Source organism: Peribacillus sp. FSL R5-0717, assembly GCF_038002945.1.
GTDB lineage: Bacteria > Bacillota > Bacilli > Bacillales > DSM-1321 > Peribacillus > Peribacillus frigoritolerans.
This window is the reverse complement of the sequence record NZ_JBBOOF010000001.1, coordinates 4,971,697-4,996,223: the sequence shown is the minus strand read 5'-3', so window position 1 is coordinate 4,996,223 and position 24,527 is coordinate 4,971,697. Positions and strand designations below refer to the sequence as shown.

Below are 24,527 nucleotides of genomic sequence, written 5' to 3'. Positions count from 1 at the left end.
ATTAATCATTTATATCGATCTGTCATCGATTTAATGGCAGACCTGGTGTTATCGATATATTGGACAGTTTCTTCATACTGCTCTGATGCCATCCCCAAAAACAAAATGTCAATCATATATAATTGCGCCAATCGTGAGGATGTTGCTGCACTTCGAAATGGTGCTTCATTCGAATAGGATGTAAACAATGTGGCATCACACAAAGAAGATACCGTTGTTTGGCCATAATGGGTCAGCCCGATTGTCTTGACCCCACGTTCCTTTGCCAGCTTCAATATATTGACAACTTCAGGTGTTTCCCCAGAGAATGAAATGGCAAAAACGATGTCATTCTCATCAGCATTTGCAATCAGGGTTGCAACTAAATGCATATCTGTAAAAGCCGTTGTTCCTTTATTGATGCGAAGTAATTTTTGCTGAGCATCCGCAGCAACTATATTCGAAGCACCCACACCGCAAAAGTGGACGGTTTTTGCATTCAGCATCAGCGTCATGGCATGTTTGAGATTATCATGATCGATTATTTCAGATGTGTCCCGGATGGTCTGAATCGAATTACTCGTTGTTTTCTCCACAATCCGGTACAGTGATTCGGAAGGCTCGATATCCCGGTAGCCCTGTTCAACCGTCTTCATCAAATCTCCAGCAATCCTTATTTTCAGATCTTGAAATCCTTTTATTCCAAGCGATTTACACAACCTAATAACAGCAGCCCCGCTTGTTTGGGCAGACGTACTTAATTCCTGTACAGTGCTGTTCACAACTTCATGAGGATTTTGTAGAATATATTCCGCTAGTTTTTGTTCTGATTGCGGCAGCTTGCTCAACATCGTCTGTATGATGGATAATCCTCCTGTAGCCATTGCTTCCCTCCTAATCTACATAGATCGAGATGGCTTTCCTGACATCTCCACCCGTTTTTTCCAGTAACTCCATAGCTTTTTCATAATCTGTTGCCGTTTTTATCATGACAATCGCTGGCTTAACTTGATTATTTGCCTTTTCGAGCGTTTTCAAAGCTTGATCATAGTCAGCATTCGTTACTGTTTCTATGATGTTTACTGCACGGGCCTTCAATTTTTGATTACTGACATTTACATCGACCATCAGATTTTCATAGACTTTGCCCAATCGGATCATGGTTGCCGTTGAAATCATATTGAGTACCATTTTATGTGCGGTTGCCGCTTTCATTCTCGTGGATCCTGTTAACACTTCCGGCCCGACCACCACTTCAATCCCTATATCAGCTTCTTTCGTGATGCTCGCGTTATTATTGCATGATAAAGCGACCGCTTTAGCCCCGACCTTTCTTGCATAACGTAAAGCGCCCTTCACATAAGGAGTGCGCCCGCTTGCCGCAATGCCAATAACCGTATCATTTGCTGTAAGCGCCACGTCAATCAGGTCACTTTCCCCAAACTCTTCTTTATCCTCTGCCCCTTCAACAGCCCGAACAAATGCCTTTTCCCCTCCTGCGATTATTCCCAGCACCCTATCAGGCGGAGTGCTGAAAGTCGGGGGACATTCCACAGCATCCAGCACTCCGAGCCTTCCGCTTGTTCCTGCTCCGATGTATATGAGTCTCCCTCCTTTTTTTAACGATTCGCAAGCCCATTCAACTGACATTTCAATCTCTGGCAATACCTCCTGAACTGCTGCTGCCACTTTAAAATCTTCTTTATTGATTGCAGAAATGATGTCCATTGTATTGACACTGTCGATATTCATCGTCTTTTCGTTCCGTAATTCAGTCGTTAATGAACGCAAATGTTCTTCCATAGACTATTAAATCCTCCTATAAACAATCACTTAAATATAATTTCATTTTTTAATAGAAAATAATGAAATTATATTTCATATTATATTCAATGATAGCGTTTTCATTACTTGGAGACAAGATATTTTTGTAAAATTTGTTAACCGGCAATCTCCGTTCTTCAAAACTCGATGCTGGCGGACTTGTATCTATCCCTTTCAGAGTGGCTTAATTTACCCATAGGAGCCTACTATTTTTAGTGTGAATTTTTTCAAAAAAAAAAACGTGTACCGTCACCATATTAGGAACGATACACGCAATTTTGCAAAATGCTAAACTAGTATATTACTACAGACCCGGGACACCTGCACTCCTTAACGGATAGGGACTACTTTCCCGTTTTCTACTGCACCGACGACAATAGTTGATGCAAATCCTCCATTTTCATCTATCGAGGGAATATCGTAAATCTTTTGATCTGGCCCAATATTTGAAAGCCCGTCTTGCATATGTTTACGGATGGCCTTGGCATCATCAACGCTGCCTGCAGATTTCATCGCTTCCACAAACGCATACATCGCGATATAATTCAATCCTACTTCGGAGCTTGGATCTTCCTTATAATTCTTTTGATATTTCTCGACGAATGCAGGCACTGCTTCTTCATCTGAATCCATCAATGGCAGAACGCCAATCGAGCCTTCCAATGTTTCATATGAACCTGCAATCGGCTTCATTTGATCCAGCTTCGCTTGATCCATGATGATGAAACCGCCTTTAAATCCCAGCTCCCGAGCTTGCTTTGCCACTTTTGCCGTAGGTTCCGAAGCTCCACCGATGAATAGCACATCAGGATCTTTTTTCAAGGCATTTGTGACAATCGTAAAGAAATCGGTTTCTTTGGCGAAATCAATCGAAGAATTATAAACGACTTTTCCGCCTTGCTTTTCCCAATGTGGGAGCACGGCTTCCGTCCAGTCCTTACCGTATTGTGAAGATGTTGGCAAAGCGGCAATTTTCTTGCCGAAATGTTCCATAGCATATGTTGTAAAAGGCTCGATATATCCCTCGTAATTCGGTGGGATTCGAACAGTTAATGAATTTCCGCTCTCGGTCACTGCCGGTTCACTCGTATATGCACCAATGATGAATTCCTCTTGTTCATTAAAAACCTGAAGTGCCAGCACGCCTCCGCTGTGAGGCGTGAATATGATCGGCGTATCATATTCCTGAATTAAACGTTTAGCATTCGACCCTGTTTCATTAGGTAAGTATTTATCGTCCAACGATACTAAGTTCAACGTGTATTTCTTACCATCTACTTCAAAACCACCAGCATCATTAATTTCATTGACGGCCATTTCGACACCATTCAATGTCCGTTTCCCATATAACGCTGCTGCCCCGCTTAAAGGACCGCTAAAACCGATGTTTACGACATTGTCATTTTTTCCTTTACTGCCACTGCTGGACACAGGGCTATCCCCTTTATTGCACCCGGTCAAAACAGTGATGGTTAGCAGGAGAAAGACAAATAATACTTTCAGTTTTTTCATAAAAATCCCCCATTCAATTTATTCAGGCCCCAATATACGCTTTCCTTACTTCATCATTGGCTAATAACTCACTTGCTGTCCCTTGAACGACAATTTCCCCATTTTCAAAAACATATCCTTTATCTGCAATGCTTAGGGCAGCATTCGCGTTTTGTTCAGCAAGCAGAACCGTGATTCCTTCGCGGTTTATTTCTTCAATGACTTGAAACATTTGTTCGACAATGAGTGGAGCGAGTCCCACCGAAGGCTCATCAAGCATCAACAATTTCGGTTTTGACATCAAAGCCCTTCCAATTGCGAGCATTTGCTGTTGGCCGCCGCTCAGGCTTCCCGCTTCATCATGATGCTTTTCTTTTAAAATCGGGAATAAGTGATAGACGTATTCCAAGGAATCCTTGATCTCCGCTTTTTTCTTTCGATGCACATAGGCACCCATCCGCAGATTTTCCTGAACGGTCATCTGTGGAAACAGTTTACGTCCTTCGGCACACTGAACGATCCCCTCCAGAACATTCTTATCCGGGGCACGTCCCCCTATCGGCATGCCTTGAAAATGGATTTCCCCCTTGGAAAGCTTACTGATTCCGCTTATGGAACGAAAAGTCGTGCTTTTTCCTGCCCCATTAGCTCCTAGCAAAACAACGATTTCTCCCTCAGCAACTTCGATATTCACATGGTTTATCGCAGTGAAACTTCCATAATTCACGGCGACATCTGTTAACTTAAGCACTGGCACTCCCTCCCAAATAGGCTTTAATGACCGCTTCATTTCCGCGGATTTCCTTAGGAGTGCCCTCGGCAATTTTTTCTCCGTAATTAAGGACCATGATGTGGTCTGCCAAGTTCATGATCATATGCATTTTGTGCTCGATTAAACAAACGGTCAGTCCCGATCGATTCAATTTTTTAATCAGTTCTGTCAAGCCTTCCGTTTCATCCGGGTTGATTCCCGCAGCAGGTTCATCAAGAAAGATGATTTCCGGTTCTGTCGCTAGGGCTAGGGCAATGGCTGTCCGTTTCTTTTCCTCCTGCGAGATGCTCGAGACCATTCTGTCAGCCGATTCCGTTAATCCGACAATATCAAGCACCTCCATAGCCTTATCCCTGCAAGCCGCTTCCTCCCGTTTTAAACGTTTTGTTCTTAGAATGGCATCCACCAAATTGGATTTTGTTCGCAGTCTATGACCGACAATGACATTATCCAACACGGTCGATTGATCGAAAAGGCTTGTCGTTTGAAAGGTTCTTGAAATTCCGAGCCCCGCTATTTCATTGGCAGGAAGTTTGGTGATATCAATCCCTTTAAAAAGGACCGTCCCGGAAGTCGGTCGATGAAAGCCACTGATCAAGTTAAAAAAAGTGGATTTCCCTGCACCATTTGGCCCGATTATTGCATTGATTCTACCTTTTTCAATTGAAAAATCCACATTATTGACGGCCGCCAAGCCTCCGAAACGCTTTGTCAAATCCTTAGTTTCGATTAGCAAATTCATCCCTCCTCAGCTTTTATGTGCAATTCGCCCCTAACCCCTGACAGCGCATTATCTTTTCGCTTTTTTTGCCAATCAAAGAAGGCCCCTGCGATTCCGCGCGGATAAAAAATAATGATCACCGTAAGTAATGGTCCGAATATCAACATTCGATATTCTTGAAGGAATTGCAGATTCTGCGACAGGATTACTAATAATAATGTTCCTACCAATGGACCTGAAAGTGTGCCGATTCCACCAACCAATAAATACATCAATAGATCGAACATGATGGCAGTTGATCCGATATCAGGTCCAATGAAACGGATGAATGAAGCATACAAGGCACCTGCCAAACCTGCGAAGAATGTGGATAGGACAAATGCGGTTAACTTATTCTTCATTGTGGATATACCAATCGTTTGTGCAAGTTCCTCGCTGTTCCTGATCGCCATATACGTTCTGCCGGTCAACGAGCGTATAATTCGATACACGATTAAAATCACTGCAAGCAGGAAAATGAGAACGAGATAATATTGGGATGCTGCAGTATCGAATGTGATCGGCCCTATATTCCCGGGAGCAGGGATCCCGATCAATCCCCTAACCCCCTCTGTAAGTCCCTCCCATTTATCGATCACCAGATATATGATGTAACCCACACATAGGGTATAAATCGCGAAAAAGTGTTCCTTTGTCCTCAGAGCAATCAAACCGATTAAAAACCCAATGACACATGTGATTAAACATGCACATATTAGTGCCAGCCAAAAGTTCATTCCCGCTTTTACTGTGAGCAGGCCAAGAGAATATGCTCCAATCGCAAAAAATCCAGCATGTGCAAGCGAGAGATACCCAGTATAGCCTGCTAATAAATTGATTCCATAAACAGCTATCGCCCAGATGAACGAAAGTGTCAGCATATGGAGATAATAATCGTTTTGCGCGATATAGGGGAATGAAAAAGCAAAGATGATAAGAGCGATAATCCCATTTCTTTTCGTTAATATCCTCACACTACCTCTCCCCCTTTGCAAAAAGACCTGTTGGTTTCACCGTTAATATGATGACTAAAAGTATGAATGCAATGATGTCTTTATAATCATTTGAAATGTAAGTTGCACCCAGGCTCTCACTGAAACCTAGGATATATCCACCTACGATCGCCCCCGGGATGCTGCCCATCCCACCCAATATGATAATGACGAAGGCTTTTAGGATGACTAAATGCCCCATGCCGGGAAAAACAAGATTAATCGGTGATGCAAGGGATGAAGCTATGGCTGCTAATCCCCCCGATATCATGAAGGTAAGCATCGCGACTTTATTAATGTTGATCCCTACTAATGACGCCCCTTCACGGCTTTGGGACATTGCAATTATCGTCGAACCGGCATAAGTTTTCTTTAGGAAAAGGTAAAGTAAAACCATCACTGCAATAGCTGACACGATGATCAATAATCGCTGAAGTGTGAACGTCAGTCCCAGGATATTGACGACTTGACCATATGGCGAAGTCATAGTATGGAAGTCGGCACCCCAGACAAATTGGGCAAAAGCTTCAAGAAAAAGGAGAATGCCGATGGCTGCAATCTTATCGTGCAACGGAGGTGCCTCCCTTAACAGGCGGAACACGAAACGTTCCAAAAGGACTCCCAACAAACCAACAACGATAATGGATACGAACATGGCCATCCAGTAATTGACCCCATATAATGTCATCATTGACAACGTGATATATCCTCCCAACATATATAGGGCACCGTGTGCAAAGTTCGGAATATGCAAAATTCCATATACTAGCGTCAATCCCAGTGCAACGAGACTATATACGCTGCCAATCGTCAAACCATTAAAAAGCTGCTGGATCAAAATTTCCATTTATTTCCTCCTTGAAAATTAATGAATTTCACTTTGCTGTTCCTGGCTCACAATCCTGTCCATATTTTAAAAGCACACATCTGTATTAAAAAACATTTTCACATACTCTCCTATAGCATCAACATCTCGGGAATGGCCAATAAGCTTTAATTCCCTTTATTCTCCGCCTATAGAAAAAGCTTAGGCATTCATTGTTAGCGCTTTCATTTTTTTGGCGTAACGATCGTGCAGACAAGCTGTATTTAGGGGAAGCCGATGATTCCATTTTCTGTTTAATGACGGTTTATACATGGTGGCCGTCTGGTTTTTTCACCCCTTTCACCTCGCACCTTCCATAGGAGAATCATTCCGCAGAATAATTTCCAGATTAATTTCCAGATCCAGATTAATTTCCAGATAATAATGCAAGTGCCGTGCCAAACATTAAATCACCTTCAATAAGGCTATTAACCAATCTGTGAATTCATTATTGAATTGTAAAATCTCAAAAGTATCGGTTCCATACGGGATGTCCTTCATTCACTATTGACTGAAAAAATCATTTCTGAATCAAAAAAATTAAAATGGAAAGGAACCAAAAAATCCCGTTTATAACTTCCATCATTTCACACATTAGCAGGCAGGTAATAATGTAAAAAAATGCAACCTAACCAATAATTTCCTAAGGTAATAAAGCCCGTCATCCCCAAAAACGCGTAAATATAATTAGGAATTCAGTCAAAAAGACAGCACCTCCAATTTTGGATAATATCCAAAATTGGAGGTGCTGCTCATACTTACCTATCATTTACACGACCTCGATATTTTTTAAGTTTCTTCACAATTGTTGCATGAGGAATCAAGCGCTACTCCAATTTCATGGTAATTTGGTAGGTTTAAGCCGCTTTCGTCAAGATTTCCTTATCAGCTTTTACCACGGAGATCAGCTAGTAAATTATTGTTAATCCTCTAATCTCTTACCGATCAAATGGGTCGTCTAAGAACCGTTACCTTGCAGTTGTACTTAACACACGATTTAATGTTACCTCACTTTTTAGAGTTAGTTCATCCTTAGGAATTTTTCTACACTTCTCCGTTTTTTTCATTGTCACGCTTACAATTCATGGTTTTTAATGCTTTTCTATATTCTTCATCCTTCATAGCCAATCCCTTGATGTTTAAATCTTCCTGCGTCGTATCCTGGAAACATTGAAGGGCTTGGCGGTAGGCCTGATCGTTCATGTGTTTAACCTGCCCAACAAAAGCAGTTAGAGTCTCCTCTGGAACCAATTCAGATTTGTCAGGTGAATGGATGGCTTCCTTACCAATTTCGTTTATGACCGTTTCACGTGCCATCTCTTCTTTTGAAGTTGACCTGAAATTCATCTTGAACAATCCCCCAATAACAGCCATAGCCAATCCTATGCAAGCAATAATGGTCACCATCTGACCAACCCCTTACTGTACATGTGTTAGAGTTTGTGTGACTACCGCTACACGTTTTCCTAAAGCTCTTCCTAACTCTTTGGCTTGCTTAGGAAGCAAATCTGTACTATCAACAGGACAGGACACCCCTACCCCGTAATAAGATCCATATAAAGCATTTTCTGGAACATTACCAGGTAAGCCGACGATAATCATCCCTTGGTGAAGCATTGGAGTAATGAGGTTAAGCATCGTTGCTTCTAATCCTCCATGGACGGTAGCAGTCGTACAAAATACAGCACCAATTTTGTTTATCAGCTTACCTTCTGCCCATAAGAACCCTAATTTATCTATCCAAGCTTTTAATCCAGAGCTAATCGTCCCGAAATGTCCAGGACATCCCCATACAATCGCATCCATTTCTGATAGCTTATATACATCTGCCTGATCCACATGATCTATATGCACTTCTGCACCATACACTTCTTGAGCCCCTTCCGCTATTGAATATGCCAGTGCCTTTGTATGTTCACCTTCACTATCATAGACTACATAGATTTTCATAAAATTTCCCACTCCTCTTGGTTGCATTGATGCGAATTTTCATCTACAACGAGATTTTAACTTTAGCATTCATACCAGGAAGTACTTTGGCAGATGGATTCATAATTGAGATTTTAACAGAAACTTTTTGAGTGACCTTTGTGAAATTTCCCGTATTCGACTCTGGTAAAGACGAAAATACAGATTTAGTAGCATAGCCGATTTCTTCAACTTTTCCTTCGAAAGTTATGTCGGTATCGCCATCTACGTTTATATCCACTGAATCGCCTTTTTCAATATCCTTTAAATCGGTTTCCTTGATGTTAGCTGTAATGTATAAATGCTTGAGGTCTGCAGCTTGGGCTAGCACTTGGCCACCTTGTACTAGCTGGTCATTTCCGGCTCCATTTTTAATAATCGTTCCCTCCATGGTAGACTTTATGGAAACGTCTTGACCTTCTTCATCAATTGTTCCTATTGCCTTTCCTTTTGTAACAGCTTTACCCTCTTTAATATTCCAATCTTTGAGCATACCAGAAGCTGGTGCTACAATTTGAACCATGTCTACAGAAACCTTCGCATCATCGGTTTTAACAAAGTTCTCATTTTGATAATAAAAGTAGGCACCGCCTGCTAGCAAAGCAATTACAACAAGAATACCTAAAATATTGGCAATTATTAAACGACCTTTACTCATACGTATTTCCCCTTTTTATTCGTTTTTTCCAATGGTGCTGGAAGTAAAATGTGCTGCTCTTTCTGCACTAGCGACCTTCCTTTGCCCGTTACAGCCTTTCCGATGGAAGCTAACAACATGATTATGCCTAATACCAGGAGAATGGTAAATAAATCATGGTAAGCACCTAGAAGCGCACCTTTTTGACTATTCTCAACCATTGAATAATAAGCCATGCTTTTTGCCTCTGTCAGTGTATGTCCATTATTGATATAATTGCGGACCAATCCGGCCATCTCTGAGTTAGTTTCGGGATTCAATAGAGATATTTCCCCTCGAACATCTTCATAGTGAATCGCATGCATTCGATAAGCGAACCATCCTAGTACTGGTCCAGCAATTGAACCAAATAAATTTCTCATTGAATGCAGGGATGATGACCGTAGTACTGCCTTGTGAATGTCACCTGCTAGTGCTGTTCCCAATGCCCCTGATAATAGCACCATGCTTACGCCTACGCCTATACAAGCCATTTGAACATTTATTGCCGTTAAAGAAACCTCGGTTCCCATTGATTTCCATTGAATACTGATCATTATGATGATGATGGATCCTACCATTCCCAGCCTGCCTGCACCCCATTTGTCATACAGCAAAGTACAGATGATGCCAGACGCCAAAAAGCCAACAAAAAACCACAAATAAAAATACGTAAGGTATATGAATGGAGGATCAAGAATGTTAAGCAAAAACCCATTAGCTCCTGCAATCGCGACGATAAGAGCAATATGAGCAGTTAAAGCCATAATTGTTCCTGAAACTGTTTTTGCTGACCACAATGATCGGATTGGAATAAAGGGATCAACAGCATCAAAATCAACCGCTATGAACAATAACGCCAATAGAAGAGCAATCACAAAAAATGGCCAAACCTGATTTGATGTAAAGCCGTGTTCTTGTAAGTTATACAGCGGGAAAATCAAGTCCAATATTAATAAAGTGAATAAGAAAATTCCTTTCATGTTATGTTTCGTCGTTCCTGAGTTTAACTCTGGCTTCGTTTTGGGTAATATCCTGAACCCTATTACAAGGCAAATGAGGGATGAGAGAATATTTAACAAGAATATCCATCGCCACTCTGAAATACTTAAAGATAAGGATCCAACAAATGCACCTACCGCGCTGCAACCAAATAAACCACCTATCGCAAACAATATAAACAGATTCCGCACCTTGTTTGGGTAAGACCTTAAACTAAGCGGTAGGATTGTCAGAAACAATACACCTGCCCCTAAACCTTGGAGTGATCTGCCAATGGTAAGCGGAATGATCCCCCAGCATAGAATATTGATGATCGTTCCACCAAGGAATATGAAAATGAAAGTAAGATAAATTTTTCTTATTCCATATTTCATGGGAAGGATACGTCCAAATGGGAGACCTAACGAAAAAGCCAAATTTGAGCAAATGGATGGAAGTAACATAACGTGTGTACTTAAGTTAAGTCCATTTTGAATAACCATTTGATTCAAGATGTAGGAAAGACTTGTAAAGTATTGAGGCCCAAATGAAAATAACGTTAATAGAGAAATGAGCACATATTCCGGCAAGAGGGGTTTCTTTATCTCGCCACTCAATACATTATTTTGTGAATTCATATAATTCCCCCTTTCTTTCTAAGCTAATTTTGAATGTCAAATTCCATTCCTTAATATTTTTAAAAGAAAAAAGTCTTCACCATCCATTCATATTGAGCAGTTAAACATGCAACATACCCAAACTTGCTATTTGCAATTTGTATTATACAATATATATAAAATATAGCAATAAAAAAATATTACCCAAACTAACCTATAACACGGAAAAATGAAAAAGCCTAATTCAAATAAGAACATTTGAATTAGGCTTTTTCATGAAAAGGTTCATTAAAATATGTAATAAACATTACTGGTTCTGCTTATCAAAATTCGGATTATCTTTGTTTCCAGTTCTTAATATCCTGATTCAAACGTGTTAAATTCCTCTGAAGAACGGTTAAATCTTCCTCTGACCAGTCTTTAAGAATATCGGATAATCTTTCTTGACGAGACTTCTGAGCATTATGTAATATTTCTTGCCCTTCTTTCGTCATGACAATTAAGCTGATTCGTCCGTTTTTCGGATCTGGATAACGGCGAATGAATTCCTTTGACTCCATAGCGGCAACCTGGCGACTTGCGGTAGACACATTCAGTCTCAATTGGTCTGACAATTCATTAATGCCTAGTGGCCCATGCTTATCCAATTCACTGAGCAATAAAAACTCGGATCGATCTAGGTTGCCTATTTGTCTACTGGGGGATGTTGTTAGACGTACAAGCAGGGCTATGTCATATTCAATTAACTGGAGTGAGTCCAAATTCTATATCTCCCTTCTAGTGATTTACTTGAAAAATAATTAGGCTGAACTGTGAAGCTGGTTCTTTATATATATTTTCCAATTAAAATGATCCACTACCCTTGTATGTGTATAAAAACAATATACATGATTTTCAATCGCTTACCAAGTTTTAAAGCTTTAATAAACCCATTTAAATCAATATATTGAATAGGTTTTAATCAGATATCTTATTGATAAATTCCCCTGTTTGTCTCTGACATTCTGAAGGTTCGAGCGAAAATCAGTGTTGATAAATTAATTCTGTAACTTTACATATTCTTCCTCACCTGTATAAATTGGCTTTTCCTCCTATTCATCGGAACTTTAATAAATTTGTTGATCGAGCAGACTGGTTTCTCAGTAAGATCGTCCTCTAGCCAAAGGTGTTTACATCTGGTGAATCTAGGTTGGACACCGCTGCTCCATTCTATTTTATCTTTTCGTCTTTGGTTCACATTCAATTTATATTTTTTTATTGAATTTTCGCCTCTCGTATAATCAGTCAAAAAAACTGTACCTCCCATTTTTCTAACATTGGGAGGTACAGTTCAAACTCATCTATTCTTTTCCACTGACCTTTAATCGATATTTTTTAAGTTTCCTCACGATTGTTGCCTGACTGGATTCCAGGGCTTCTGCTATTTCATATGTAGTTTGGTAGGTTTGAGCCGCTTTCGTCAAAATTTCCTTTTCGGCTCTTTCCACCGCTTCTTTTAAAGTTAAGGTAGCATTGAGGTTCGGTTGATTCCGATTTTCCGGCTGATATTCTTCCGGAAGGTCGTTAATCGATAATATTCGATTATCCGTCAGCACGACGAGCCTTTCCACAATATTAATCAATTCACGGACATTTCCTGGCCAATCATGTTGATAAAAATATTCCTTCAACCGCGAATCTATTTCTTTTGAGAATTTATATTGTTCGTTTGCTTTTGTTAAAAACAAGTCAGTCAATGCCAAGATATCCTCTCTTCTTTCCCTTAGAGGAGGAATCGTAATCGGAATGACATTCAACCTATAAAAGAGGTCTTCACGAAAATCACCCGATTTGACCATTTCCGAAAGATTTCGGTTCGTGGCTGCTATTATGCGAACATCGATTTTCTTTGGTTTTGTACCTCCGATTCTTTGAATCTCCCTTTCCTGAAGGGCCCGGAGCAGCTTCACCTGAAGTTGCAGGGGAAGCTCACCGACTTCATCAAGGAATAGGATACCACTCTCTGCAAGCTCAAACATCCCTGGTTTTCCTTTTTGATTGGCTCCGGTAAATGCCCCTCCTTCATATCCAAAGAGCTCGGATTCCAATAAATCAGCGGGAATTGCCCCGCAATTTATTTTGATGAAGTCTCCTTTTTTAGACCGGATGCTCCGATTATAGATATTGCGGGCAAGGACATCCTTTCCAACCCCCGTTTCTCCCAGTATGAGTACTGTCGCATCAATATCCGATATTCTTTCTGCTATCTCATAAATCATTTTCATTTTATCACTGACGAATACGACTCCATCTTTGCTCGTTATCTTCCGCAGTTTCTCAATTTCCTGCTTATATTGATTATTCAGTTCATTAGCTTTCGTCAACTCATGCATCAGTTCATTTAAATCAGATAAATCCCTTATATTCGTAACGACTTGCTCTATTTCCCCTTCTGCATTAAAAACGGGACTCCCAGTTATCAATGTTTCCTTTCCCGCAAAATTATCCTGTACGACTGATACCGTTCGTCTCAGCTTCACTACCTTATGAGTCACCGACGCATTCAGTATGCCGCGTTTAATCAATTGGTCCACAGATTTGCCGATATAGTACTCTTTTGGTATGCCTGTGATCCGTTCAATTGCCGAATTGGTATAAAGCGTGATTCCATCTTGATCGGTGATGTATATTCCATCATAGGAATTTTCGATTATTGCATCGAGTGCGCGATTCAATTTATCCGTCGCATGAGCATCAATCAGTAAATCATCCAAAAATTCCGTTTCCCTGCCTATATAAAGAATATTGTCAGCATCCATTTGTTTCATTAATAAAAATAAATACCGTTTATCATGCAGCCTTGCAGCTGCAAGCCTTTTATTATCGAGAAATTGCCACTCATCGAATTGTTCGGTTAATGTATTATTATCATCCTGGCTTAACAATTGATTAAAATAGTTTCCCCAATCCTTAATCCGATTTGCAGAATCCACAACTAGTGCAGGAAAGGTCCACTCTTTGAGCAAATTAAGCTGAGAATCCTGTTTCACTTGATTCATTACTATTCACCTCACCGCCGCAAAAAGAATTCTTTTTAAGTACAATTCTGGATAATTTTCGAAACTCCTTTAAAATTGTCGAATTTCGCTCCTAAAAAAAGTAGTGATGAAATAATTTTCATCACTACTTTACCTCAGTAAGTCTTAAAAATAACCTCTCCACTGATCGCTTCCTTACCTGACTGGTTAGTGGCCGCTACGTTGAAAAAATATCTATTCCCATTTTTTTCTTTTAGATCCGCTTGAAGAGTTATGACATCATTCAAGAAAACCATGCCCTTGAAACGAATCTTGTATTCTTCGATAAATCCAATTTCATAAAGATTACTGAATAGCTTTGCAAGGTTTCCCATCGTCCACATTCCATGTGCGATGATACCTGGAAGACCAGCATTTTTTGCTTCCTCATCAATGGTATGAATGGGATTGAAATCACCTGATGCGCCGGCATATTTAATGAGGTCCAGTCGTGTTACAGGTGCAAGCTCGATAGAATGTAACGAGTCACCAATATGAAGTTCGGTTAATGTCGTCACTTACTCATCACCATCCTTCTGATCGTTTCATTTAAAATGACAAGCTGTTCAGCAGTGAAGACAATTTCCCCATTTTCATCCGTCCCATAATTTTTAAAGGCTAGAAATCCCATTTCCCCTTGGTTCCCTTTTTTCTCATAATAGTCTTTCACTTCCGTATAACAGGTGATTTCTTCCCCTACCTTAAGCGGCCTGTTATAGCGATAAACCTGCTCACCGTGAATCAAGCCTTTATTCGGGAGATTTAAGCTTTCAATCGTCCCAAAATCAAAGACCCTTGGAAAAGTTGGTGGAGCAATATTCGTACCGTACCTTGATTGCCTGCCTGTTTCTTCATCAATGAAAATCGGGTGGGGATCACCAATCGATAATGCGAATTTTTTAACGGCTCCCCGTTCAACTATATTTTTAACGGGGTTGGATCGTTTTCCAATACTTTCGTTGAACATAACATCCCGCCTTTTCCCTTAATTTTTTGGACCCCCCGCAACATATAAAACCTGCCCGCTAATGAATGAGGATGCCTCATCGGCAAAGAATGCAACAGCATGAGCAATATCACTTGGCAAACCGCTTCTGGCAACTGGAATACTGTTTGCCCTATCCTGGATGAATTGTTCAAAACTCACTCCCACCCGCCTAGCTGTTTCTTTCGTCATTTCGGTTTCGATAAAGCCTGGTGCGACTGAATTAGCCGTTATCCCATATTTGCCAAGTTCAATCGCCAGTGTTTTTGTTAACCCCTGAAGCCCAGCTTTTGCGGCTGAATAATTAGCCTGCCCGCGGTTCCCAAGGGCCGAAGTGGATGATATATTGATGATTCTTCCGTACTTATTTTCAACCATATGCTTCTGGGCGGCACGTACTGCATTGAAAGTACCTTTTAAATGCACATCCATTACCGTCTGCCAATCTGAATCGGTCATTTTAAAAAGTAAATTATCCCGGATGACCCCAGCATTATTCACGAGAATATCAAGCGATCCGAATGTGTCGGCTATTTCTTTTATCGATGCTTCCACCTCTTCTGGATTGACCACGTTGGCCACTTCGGTAAAAATGGTATAACCCTTATCCCTTAGTTCATTTCCTGTTGCTGTCAAAACCTCTTCGTTGATATCGATAATCGCTACGTTTGCGCCTTCACTGGCAAATAGTTCGACGATCGCCCGGCCAATCCCCCTGCTTCCACCTGTAACTAATGCCGTTTTCCCTAAAAATCTCCCTGTCATAATCGTCTCCTCCTAATCTATTATAAAAATTGCCCTACTTTAACATGTCCCTTAATCAAATTTCGGGAAATGATCATACGCTGTATTTCATCCGTACCATCATAAATCCTCCAAAGCCTTGCCTCGCGGTACCAACGTTCGATGGGAAGCTCCTTCGTATAGCCCATGCCACCGTGAATCTGCAATACACGATCAACGACCCGATTCCCCATATTGGCTCCATAGAGTTTAGCCATTGAAGCTAAATGGCGGTTGTCTTCTCCATTATCAAGTGTAAAAGCCGCATTCAATACAAGCCATCTAGCAGCTTCAATTTCTACGGCCGAATCAGCTATCTGCCATTGAATGGCCTGGCGCTCAGCGATCGGTTTACCAAAAGTTACTCGTTCTTTAGCGTATTCTATAGCCATTTGCAGCAATCTTTCTGCAGAACCGACAGCACGTGCGCCCACGATCCATCTTGCAAACCCAATCCATTCCAAGCCTAGTTTATAACCGCCATGCACTTCCCCTAAGATGTTTTCTTGGGGTACCCTGACATTATCAAAAACTAAACCGGCCGGTCCCCATTCTCCCATCGTATTGATATATTCTGATCTCCAGCCCATATCACGGTCTACAATGAAACAGGTTACCCCTTCCGTCCCGGTTGCTTGATGACGTTCTTTGTCAGTTACTGCAATGACCATGACGAAATCGGCATCATTTCCTCCAGTGATGAATGTTTTTTCTCCGTTAAGCACCCATTCATTCCCTTCTTTCACTGCCGTCATTTTAATATTTCGCGTATCGGACCCAGCCCCCGGCTCCGTCATGGCAAAACAGGACTTTTTCTCACCATTAATAGTAGGGATCAGATATTTCTGTTTCTGTTCATCATTTGCATAATAAAGGATGTTATCAGCCGAGCCTCCAAAGCTGAATGGTACAAACGTTTTTGACACTTCCATCAAGACAATTGCCATCATGAGCTGACCTAGGTCTGCCCCGCCATATTCCTCCGGGGTATTGATGCCCCAAAAACCGGCTTTTTTTGCTTTTTCCTGTAAATCTTTCAATGTCCCCTCTGGTAAACTAGGTTTTCCTGCCATTTCATTGCGAAGCACTTCATTTTCCAATGGAATCAATTCATTTTCCACGAACTTGCGTATTGTTTTTTGCACCATTTTTTGTTCATCTGTTAGTCGTAAATCCATTTTAACCCCTCCGCTTTCCAATTAAACTAGTTTTGATATTTTCTCTTTAATTGCCCGGTAATGATATTCTTTTGGATTTCGGACGTGCCTTCATATATTCTAGTGATTCGGGCATCCCGATAAAAACGTTCAACTGGATAATCCTTCATGTATCCCATCCCGCCATGAATCTGTACGGCCTTATCAGCGATACGATTATATACTTCCGAACCATACAACTTAAGCATGGCCGCTTCTTTAATGATTTTTTCTTTCTGATCGACCATCCATGCGACCCTGTATGTGAATGAGCGAAGTGCTTCTATTTCCATTGCCATCTCGGCAATCATATGGGACACGGCTTGATGATCAATGATCGGGACATTGAATTGTTCACGTTCTGTGGCATATTTGGTAGAAAGATCGAGCAGGTATTGACAGGACCCCAAATTACGGGCAGCAAGGCCTGCCCGGCCATTTGCAAGGATTTTCAAGGCATTTACATACCCTTGGCCGACGTCCCCCAGTACATTTTCAGCAGGAACCTCGCAATCTTCAAAAAACAATTCGGCCGAATGGGAGCCTCGAAGACCCATCTTCCTTTCCAGGCTACCAACTCTAAAACCCGGAAAATCCTTTTCTACTATGAATGAGGTGATCCCTTTCGCCCCTTTATCTTTGTCCGTAACGGCCATAACTGTAAAAATATCTGCTACATCTGCATTCGTTATATAATGCTTGGTACCATTTAAAATATATTTATCGCCATTTTTGACCGCCGTCATTTTGAGATTCGTAGCATGGGACCCCGCTGCAGGCTCAGTTAAAGCAAAAGCGCCAATTCTATTACCGCTTGCCATATCTGGTAGATATTTTTCCTTTTGCATTTCATTGCCCATTTCAACTATCCCTACCGTCCCTATACCGGTGTGGGCCCCAATCAGAGTGGTATATCCATTATGTGTTTTGCCGATTTCCTCATATAAAGCACATTTTCCCACCATCCCGATTCCGAGTCCGCCATACCTTTCCGGGATACTAAGTCCGAATAGCCCGATTTCCTTCGATAAATTTATGATGGATTCCGGGATATGATCTTCATCCTCTATCTGCATGGAAAATGGATCGATTTGTTCTTCGATAAACTGGCGTATATTTTCTTTAAGTAGCAGGATGTCTTCATCTAAGCGAAAGTCCATTTGCATTCCCCTTTATCTGCGAATTGGTTGTTAACGCTTTCATATCTAGTTCGAGTGAGCGATATGTTTTTCTTGAAGCTTACGTTTTAAAATTTTACCGACCGCCGTCTTCGGAAGTTCACTTTCAAATGTGATTGCTTTTGGGACCTTGAAGGCAGCGAGCTGCTTTCGGCAATAATCCTTCAATTCGTTTTCAGTTATTCTTTCACTTGGTTTTAGAACTACCGCTGCATGTACCGTTTCACCGCGATATTGATCGGGAACGCCAAAGACGGCGGCTTCCAGAACCTTAGGGTGGCTGTATAGTATATCTTCAATTTCAATTGGATAAATATTGAATCCGCCTGCGATGATCATCTCTTTCTTCCGTCCCACAATGTAAAAGAAGCCATCTTCATCCATCTTGGCCATATCACCGGTATGCAGCCATCCGTTTTGAATCGTCTTCTTCGTCTCTTCAGGCATGCCCCAATAACCTTTCATTACCTGTGGACCCTTTATGACCAATTCACCTGGTGTATCAACCAAGAGGGCTGGCTCTCCTGTAATGCTGTCAATTATGGCGGCATCCGTATTTTGTATCGGAATCCCGATACTTCCTGGTTTTTGCAGGCCGCTGACTGGATTCCGGTGCGTGACTGGTGACGCCTCGGACAGTCCATAGCCCTCAGCAATCTTTGTTCCACTAAGTTCGTTAAACCTTGACAATACATTCAATGGCAATGGTGACGAACCCGAAACGCAAGATGTCAAAGTATGCAAATCAAATGGATGGGACTGGTAATATTGTAATAAAGCAATATACATCGTCGGTACCCCTGGAAAAATAGTCGGTTTAAGATTAGTGATAATATCGACGATCTCCGTTACCTGAAATCGGGATACAAGAATTAATTCCCCGCCATTATAAAACGTCAGGTTCATCCCTGAAGTCATGCCGTAAACATGAAATAATGGGGAAACGCCCAGTACCCTTTCCTTCCCCTTTTGAGTATTGATTCTTGAAGTGGCTGCACTTTGCAGCGTATTGGCTACGATATTACGATGGGTTAGCATCGCGCCTTTAGAACGCCCTGTCGTTCCTCCAGTATATTGGAGGACGGCGACATCTCTAGCAGGTTCAATCTCCACAGTGAAATCCGCCTCTGTAACAGATAGCAGTTTTTTTGTCATTTCACATTTGCCCTTTTCCAGCGACACGCTCAACACCTTTTCAACATCGGTTTCAGCTATGACAGCTTCAACTATGGGCAATAAATCGTCGAGTACAATGATGTGCCTTGCACCTGAATCTTTCAGGACATGCATTAATTCGTTCGCCTTATACATTGGATTGATTTGGACAACAATGGCTCCATTCAAAAGAGTTCCAAAAAAACCAATTGGATATTGGGGACAATTAGGAAGCATGATAGCCACACGATCTCCCTTTCCAATCCCTTCATCAGCAAGCAAGCGGGCACATTTTTTCACTAACTTCCCCAACTCTGAATATGTATACCTTTTCTCCATGAACGTTACCGCTGTATTATCCGAATACTGTTCGACTGATTGAAAAAATAGTTCTGTCAATGAAATTTCAGGAATATCAATCTCTATTGGATTTCCGGACGGGATATGCTTTATCCATGGTCTATCCATTTGTCCTCCCCTTTCTTCATTCAAAAATAAAGAAGTCATACTAACAATATGCAAGGAGTGTGCCAAAAATAAATCGTTTTGATACGTTGATTCAGTTAATGCTAAAATTCAAAATTGAATTATTTGCTGCGTTCTTAATAATTCCAGGTTCATAATACTAGGATTTAAATTTGACTCAATAACTCATTTTTGAATTAAGAAATTGCTTTCGTATAATGACCCAACTGTAGTGCTGGCCTGTGGATATACTGATCATTTTCAGGAAAATAAAACGGGATGCTGATCAAGGTCAGCATCCCGTTCAAAAAAATGATTCACTGCTCCATGGCGGTGTCATCTTCCAATGATATTTTCCATAATTCTTTCGCTTTTCCACTAACCGTTTCATCAAAAACAAATGATCCATTCGTATATCGATCATGATTTTTTAATGAAGCGGCATGAATCGTTTCAATGGTTCCCTTTTCGGAAAGAATGAATAGACTGTCGGTTTTGTTAATGATATCGAAACCAATGACCCTATGAGGATTCGATTTCAATTCCCTTAAGAGCACGACTCCGCGTTTTGCCCGGCTCGTTTTTTCAAACTCGGTTAATTTCATTTTCTTAATGGCCCCACGCTGTGTAACGATAAAGATCGATTCTTTACTATCCTTGGCCAAAACTTTTCCGCCAATGACATAGTCATTTTCTTTCAAGTTAATCCCTTTGACTCCTGCTGCCCGGACACCGACAACACTTACTTCTTCTTCATCAAACCATAAACCATAGCCATTATGAGTGACTAGGAAAAGGTCAGCCTGTCCATTCGTATGATGGACATCGACCAGTTCATCATCACCTTTTAAATTGACACCCACCAGCGGTTTTGAATGACGCTGAGCTTTATAGGAAGCTAATTCTGTCTTTTTCACCATACCATTTTTCGTGATGAAAACTAAGAATTCCGGCATGGTAAAATCTTTGATTGGAATCGCTTTTATGATTTGCTCTTCCCTGTCGATTGGAATGATGTTAGCGATATGCTGTCCGGTTTCCTTCCAGCGAATATCAGGCAGCTGATGAACTGGACAATAGAGGTAGTTCCCTTTGGATGTGAACAGCAACAGGACATCAGTTGTATTCATCTCCAGCCTCTGGAGCAGGCGATCGGAATCCTTCATGCCAAAATCAAGCCCTCCTGACGCTGCATAAGATCGTAACGATGTCCGTTTGACATAGCCTTCTTTCGTCACGGTAACCATTACGTCTTCACTCGCAATCAAGACTTCAAGATTTATTTTGATTTCTTCAATTTCTTTTTCGATTTTGGAACGCCGTCCGTCATCAAAGCCCTTTTTAATGAATCGAAGTTCTTTTTTAATTACTTGAAGAAGAACCTTTTCACTGCCAAGAATCTTTGTCAATTCTTCAATTTTGTCCTTCAATTCCGCTGCCTCTGCTTCAAGTGCTGTAATATCCGTATTTGTCAGCCTATATAACTGCAAGGAGACAATGGCTTCAGCTTGCGCTTCTGTAAAAGCAAATTTAGCTATGAGGTTATCTTTAGCGTTCCGTTTGTCTTTAGATGCCCGGATGACAGCGATGACTTCATCTAATATGGATAAAGCTTTCACTAATCCATCGACGATATGTGCCCTGTCATGTGCCTTTTGCAGCTCATAACGTGAACGGTTCACGATTACCTCTTTACGGTGTTCGATATAAGCATCGAGCATTTTAGGCAGGCTCATCAATGTTGGCCGCTTTTTATAAATTGCAACCATATTGAAATTGTAGGCAATTTGGAGATCGGAATTTTTATATAAATAATGCAGGACTCCATTTGCATCTGCTTCTTTTTTCAGTTCGATGACAATGCGCAGTCCTGTACGGTCGGTCTCATCCCTAACTTCGGCGATACCTTCCACTTTCCGGTCTAGACGGAATTCATCCATTTTCTTAACAAGGTTTGCTTTATTGACTTCATATGGGATTTCAGTGATGACGATTTGCTGTTTGCCGCCCCGAATCGTTTCCACTTCCGCCAACCCGCGAATGATTATTTTCCCTTTACCTGTTTCATAGGCCTTACGAATGCCCTCAATTCCTTGAATGATACCACCAGTAGGAAAATCCGGCCCTTTAATGACAGTCATTAAATCAGCGACTGTCGCTTCCGGCTTATCGATTCGCATAATGGCAGCATCAATGACTTCACCTAGTTGATGTGGCGGGATTTCAGTGGCATAGCCGGCTGAAATTCCTGTAGAGCCGTTTACAAGCAGGTTAGGGAACATTGCAGGCAAAACAATGGGCTCTTCAGAAGTATCATCAAAGTTCGGTACAAAATCGACCGTCCTTTTTTCAATATCCCGCAGCATCTCGGAGGCAATCGATGAAAGCCTCGCTTCCGTATACCGCATCGCAGCAGGCGGATCACCATCAATGCTACCATTGTTTCCGTGCATTTGGACCATGACCTTCCGCAGCTTCCAGTCTTGGCTCATCCGAACCATTGCCTCATAAACGGATGAATCTCCGTGAGGGTGATAGTTACCGATTACATTACCGACCGTTTTTGCGGATTTCCTGAATCCTTTTTCCTGAGTGTTTCCTTCGACATGCATCGCATACAATATCCTGCGCTGCACCGGTTTTAAGCCGTCCCTTGCATCAGGAAGTGCCCGATCTTGGATAATATATTTACTATAACGGCCGAAGCGGTCACCAATTACCTCTTCAAGCGGCAAATCCCGAAACGTTTCTTCAAATACCATCGTTAATGACCTCCTCTTCAATCGACATATTTTCATTATCTAAAATATTCGATTCCTCTTCGAGACCAAAAGCGACATTGGCTTCAATCCACTTACGACGCGGTTCAACCTTATCTCCCATCAAAGTTGTCACACGTCTTTCTGCACGTGCTCCATCATCGATCTTCACACGTATCAATGTCCTTGTTTCCGGGTTCATGGTGGTATCCCATAATTGATCGGCATTCATCTCACCCAGCCCTTTATAGCGCTGAATCATATAGCCTTTCCCCACCTTGTCTATCGCTCCCTGGAGCTCCTCATCGCTCCAAGCATATTCAATGACTTCTTTCTTCCCTGTCCCTTTGCTCACTTTATATAAAGGGGGCAAGGCAATGTATACCTTTCCTGACTCTATTAACGGCTTCATATATCGGTAAAAGAAAGTCAGCAGCAGCACTTGGATATGGGCCCCATCCGTATCGGCATCAGTCATGATGATCACTTTATCATAGTTAGTGTCCGGCGTATTGAACTCCGCCCCGACACCTCCGCCGATGGCATGGATGATCGTATTTATTTCCTCGTTTTTAAAAATATCCGCCAGTTTTGCCTTTTCCGTATTGATAACTTTACCCCGCAAAGGTAGAACTGCTTGGAAACGGCGATCCCGCCCTTGTTTAGCCGATCCCCCAGCAGAGTCACCTTCTACAAGATACAATTCATTACGTTCGGGATTTTTCGATTGGGCCGGTGTTAATTTCCCGGAAAGGATGGCATCGGATTTTTTCCGTTTCTTCCCGCTCCTTGCGTCTTCACGGGCTTTTCGTGCCGCTTCCCTTGCCTGGAACGCTTTAATCGCTTTTTTAACCAATAGGGTACTTGTGGTCGGATCTTCTTCAAAAAAGTAGGCTAGGTGCTCTGATACGATGGAATCGACTGCAGAACGGGCTTCGCTGGTTCCAAGTTTGCTTTTGGTTTGTCCTTCGAATTGAAGAAGTTCTTCAGGGATGCGCACTGAAATGATTGAAGACAAGCCTTCACGTATATCGGTACCTTCGAGGTTTTTATCTTTTTCCTTTAATAGCCCCATTTTTCTGGCATAATCATTGAATGCCCGTGTCATGGCCGTTTTTGCACCAATCTCATGGGTGCCTCCGTCTTTTGTACGAACGTTATTCACGAAGCTTAGAATATTTTCTGAATAACCATCGTTGAATTGAAAGGCAAGTTCGACTTCGATCCCATTTTGTTCCCCTTCTAAGCTGACTACACTATGGAGTGTCTCTTTCTCTTCATTTAAATAATCAACAAACGCTTCAATGCCATTTTCATAGTGAAAAATTTCATTATGGTCGTTACGCTCATCCGTCAATTCTATCTTCATGCCTTTTAAAAGAAAAGCTGATTCGCGAAGGCGCTCACACAGGATCTCATAATTAAAAGTCGTCACCGAAAATATTTTAGGATCGGGCTTGAAGTGGATTTTGGTCCCAGCTTGATTTGTTTTGCCGATTTTCTCCAGTGTGGTTTCTGGCTTTCCGCCATTGAAAAAACGTTGTTCGTATATGAACCCGTCCCTCTTGATTGTCACGACAAGCCATTCAGACAACGCGTTAACGACCGAAGCACCGACTCCATGAAGGCCTCCACTCGTTTTATATCCGCCTTGTCCAAATTTACCTCCAGCATGAAGAATCGTTAAAATGACCTCAGGCGTCGGTTTACCTAATTTATGCATGCCAATAGGCATTCCTCGCCCTTTATCGGATACACTTACACTGTTATCTTTATGTATTTTCACACTAATTTGGTCTCCATATCCAGCTAAAGCCTCATCTACGGAGTTATCTACAATCTCGTACACTAAATGATGAAGTCCGCGTGCATCAGTACTGCCGATATACATACCGGGACGTTTTCTGACCGCTTCGAGTCCTTCCAGTACCTGAATTGCATCATCATTGTACTCGATTGTTTTTACTTTCTTTGCCACAGAAATTCCCCTTTCCTTACTAAACACAATTTCCGGGCCAAATCATA

Annotated in this window: 21 protein-coding genes; all 21 read right to left on the bottom strand. The window is 41.5% G+C overall.

Annotated elements, in window-relative coordinates:
• Window positions 1-5: 5 nt before the first annotated feature.
• Entirely contained in the window at window positions 6-863 is an 858-nt protein-coding gene (locus NYE65_RS23970; RefSeq protein WP_340861872.1) for a MurR/RpiR family transcriptional regulator, read from the bottom strand.
• Between the two features lie 10 nt (window positions 864-873).
• Window positions 874-1,782 (bottom strand): N-acetylmuramic acid 6-phosphate etherase, encoded by a 909-nt coding sequence (gene murQ, locus NYE65_RS23965; protein WP_340861871.1) that lies wholly within the window; start codon window positions 1,780-1,782, stop codon window positions 874-876.
• Between the two features lie 351 nt (window positions 1,783-2,133).
• Window positions 2,134-3,315: an ABC transporter substrate-binding protein gene (locus NYE65_RS23960; RefSeq protein WP_053534847.1), complete on the bottom strand. Its 1,182-nt coding sequence runs from the start codon at window positions 3,313-3,315 to the stop codon at window positions 2,134-2,136.
• A 22-nt stretch (window positions 3,316-3,337) separates the two neighbouring features.
• Complete coding sequence (locus NYE65_RS23955; protein ID WP_340861870.1) at window positions 3,338-4,045, bottom strand: ABC transporter ATP-binding protein; 708 nt, start codon at window positions 4,043-4,045, stop codon at window positions 3,338-3,340.
• A complete protein-coding gene (locus NYE65_RS23950) occupies window positions 4,038-4,808 on the bottom strand; it encodes an ABC transporter ATP-binding protein (RefSeq protein WP_445670434.1) in 771 nt (256 codons plus the stop codon). The genes NYE65_RS23955 and NYE65_RS23950 overlap by 8 nt, the downstream gene beginning before the upstream one ends.
• Entirely contained in the window at window positions 4,805-5,773 is a 969-nt protein-coding gene (locus tag NYE65_RS23945; protein WP_340862177.1) for a branched-chain amino acid ABC transporter permease, read from the bottom strand. The genes NYE65_RS23950 and NYE65_RS23945 overlap by 4 nt, the downstream gene beginning before the upstream one ends.
• A gap of 28 nt (window positions 5,774-5,801) precedes the next feature.
• The gene (locus NYE65_RS23940; protein ID WP_034312368.1) at window positions 5,802-6,665 is read right to left on the bottom strand and encodes a branched-chain amino acid ABC transporter permease; all 864 of its coding nucleotides are present in this window, start codon (window positions 6,663-6,665) and stop codon (window positions 5,802-5,804) included.
• A 1,062-nt stretch (window positions 6,666-7,727) separates the two neighbouring features.
• Window positions 7,728-8,090, bottom strand: coding sequence for a hypothetical protein (locus NYE65_RS23935; RefSeq protein ID WP_340861868.1), 363 nt, complete (start codon window positions 8,088-8,090; stop codon window positions 7,728-7,730).
• Window positions 8,091-8,102: 12 nt separating this feature from the next.
• Complete coding sequence (locus tag NYE65_RS23930; RefSeq protein ID WP_268592784.1) at window positions 8,103-8,633, bottom strand: NAD(P)H-dependent oxidoreductase; 531 nt, start codon at window positions 8,631-8,633, stop codon at window positions 8,103-8,105.
• A 43-nt stretch (window positions 8,634-8,676) separates the two neighbouring features.
• A complete protein-coding gene (locus NYE65_RS23925; RefSeq protein WP_340861867.1) occupies window positions 8,677-9,309 on the bottom strand; it encodes an efflux RND transporter periplasmic adaptor subunit in 633 nt (210 codons plus the stop codon).
• On the bottom strand, window positions 9,306-10,946 hold the full coding sequence (locus tag NYE65_RS23920; RefSeq protein ID WP_340861866.1) for an MFS transporter: 1,641 nt from the start codon (window positions 10,944-10,946) through the stop codon (window positions 9,306-9,308). Before NYE65_RS23920 ends, NYE65_RS23925 begins: the two co-directional genes overlap by 4 nt.
• Window positions 10,947-11,260: 314 nt before the next feature.
• Window positions 11,261-11,686, bottom strand: coding sequence for a MarR family winged helix-turn-helix transcriptional regulator (locus NYE65_RS23915; RefSeq protein WP_328177189.1), 426 nt, complete (start codon window positions 11,684-11,686; stop codon window positions 11,261-11,263).
• A 579-nt stretch (window positions 11,687-12,265) separates the two neighbouring features.
• On the bottom strand, window positions 12,266-13,963 hold the full coding sequence (locus NYE65_RS23910; RefSeq protein ID WP_268591855.1) for a sigma-54 interaction domain-containing protein: 1,698 nt from the start codon (window positions 13,961-13,963) through the stop codon (window positions 12,266-12,268).
• A 134-nt stretch (window positions 13,964-14,097) separates the two neighbouring features.
• Complete coding sequence (locus NYE65_RS23905; RefSeq protein WP_053534836.1) at window positions 14,098-14,499, bottom strand: MaoC/PaaZ C-terminal domain-containing protein; 402 nt, start codon at window positions 14,497-14,499, stop codon at window positions 14,098-14,100.
• On the bottom strand, window positions 14,496-14,948 hold the full coding sequence (locus NYE65_RS23900; RefSeq protein ID WP_328177190.1) for a MaoC family dehydratase N-terminal domain-containing protein: 453 nt from the start codon (window positions 14,946-14,948) through the stop codon (window positions 14,496-14,498). Before NYE65_RS23900 ends, NYE65_RS23905 begins: the two co-directional genes overlap by 4 nt.
• An 18-nt stretch (window positions 14,949-14,966) precedes the next feature.
• Entirely contained in the window at window positions 14,967-15,731 is a 765-nt protein-coding gene (locus tag NYE65_RS23895) for an SDR family oxidoreductase (RefSeq protein WP_340861865.1), read from the bottom strand.
• Between the two features lie 20 nt (window positions 15,732-15,751).
• A complete protein-coding gene (locus tag NYE65_RS23890) occupies window positions 15,752-16,927 on the bottom strand; it encodes an acyl-CoA dehydrogenase family protein (protein WP_340861864.1) in 1,176 nt (391 codons plus the stop codon).
• A 26-nt stretch (window positions 16,928-16,953) separates the two neighbouring features.
• Window positions 16,954-18,105, bottom strand: coding sequence for an acyl-CoA dehydrogenase family protein (locus tag NYE65_RS23885; protein ID WP_034312386.1), 1,152 nt, complete (start codon window positions 18,103-18,105; stop codon window positions 16,954-16,956).
• Between the two features lie 45 nt (window positions 18,106-18,150).
• Complete coding sequence (locus tag NYE65_RS23880; RefSeq protein ID WP_328134726.1) at window positions 18,151-19,746, bottom strand: long-chain-fatty-acid--CoA ligase; 1,596 nt, start codon at window positions 19,744-19,746, stop codon at window positions 18,151-18,153.
• 314 nt (window positions 19,747-20,060) lie between these two features.
• The gene (gene parC / locus NYE65_RS23875) at window positions 20,061-22,505 is read right to left on the bottom strand and encodes a DNA topoisomerase IV subunit A (RefSeq protein WP_268591850.1); all 2,445 of its coding nucleotides are present in this window, start codon (window positions 22,503-22,505) and stop codon (window positions 20,061-20,063) included.
• On the bottom strand, window positions 22,495-24,480 hold the full coding sequence (parE, locus tag NYE65_RS23870) for a DNA topoisomerase IV subunit B (RefSeq protein WP_048678600.1): 1,986 nt from the start codon (window positions 24,478-24,480) through the stop codon (window positions 22,495-22,497). Before parE ends, parC begins: the two co-directional genes overlap by 11 nt.
• Window positions 24,481-24,527 lie beyond the last annotated feature (47 nt).